Annotated in this window: 1 pseudogene; it reads right to left on the bottom strand. The window is 63.1% G+C overall.

What is annotated here, in order from left to right:
- Positions 1-767 (bottom strand): annotated as a pseudogene (locus KL771_RS28245) (IS5 family transposase); the annotation flags it as partial.
- Between the last annotated feature and the right edge of the window lie 90 nt (positions 768-857).

Genomic DNA, 857 nt, shown 5'->3' with positions numbered 1-857 from the left:
CTAGGCCCTGTTGACAAATGCCCGTATCCAGAGGCGGATGGCTGCGATCTGGACGAAGCCGAGGTAGCTGGCCGCGGTTTTGTCGTATCGAGTGGCGATGCGGCGCGAGTTCTTGAGCTTGTTGATGCAGCGCTCGATGCGGTTCCTGAGGGCGTAGATGTGGTCGTCGATCGCCAATTGGAGCCTGCGGTTCCGACGGGTCGGGATGACCGGAGTGATCGATCGGGCTTGCATGGTCTCTCGCAGGTGATCGGCGTCGTATCCGCGATCGGCAATGACGACCCCCGGCTTGGGTCCATCGGCGTCGAGCAGGGGTACGGCGCCTGTGTAGTCGGAGGCCTGGCCGGGAGCGATCTCCACCGCTATGGGCAGGCCTATGCCGTTGGCGCGGAGGTGAATCTTTGTCGAGAAGCCACCTCGCGAGCGGCCGAGACCCTGTCTCGGAGTCCCCCCCTTGCCCCGGCGGCGCAATGGTGCGCCCGGACGACGGTACTGTCGATCATCTGAACCGTCTCGCCGACCCCTTCGGTGTCGTTCAGCGCTTCCAGAAGCAGATCCCAGAGACCGGCCAGGGTCCAGCGTCGGAACTGCCGATACACTGATGACCACTTGCCGAAGTTCTCCGGCAGATCGCGCCACTGCGCTCCGGTCCGAGCGATCCAGAAGATCCCATCCAAGACCTGGCGATGGTCGCGGGGGCGCCGTCCACTATGCGCGCCACGCATCGTCACGAACGGTTCGAAGAACGCCCACTCCTCGTCGCCCATCAGGTCCCGAATCACGACTGCCTCCTCTCGAAGGCAACCTTGAATCACGGGAGGTCGAAGAACGGAATCCTATTTGTCAACAGGTCCTAG

It is taken from the genome of Prosthecodimorpha staleyi (genome assembly GCF_018729455.1).
In the GTDB taxonomy this organism is placed as follows: domain Bacteria; phylum Pseudomonadota; class Alphaproteobacteria; order Rhizobiales; family Ancalomicrobiaceae; genus Prosthecodimorpha; species Prosthecodimorpha staleyi.
This window is presented reverse-complemented; position numbering and strand designations above follow the sequence as displayed.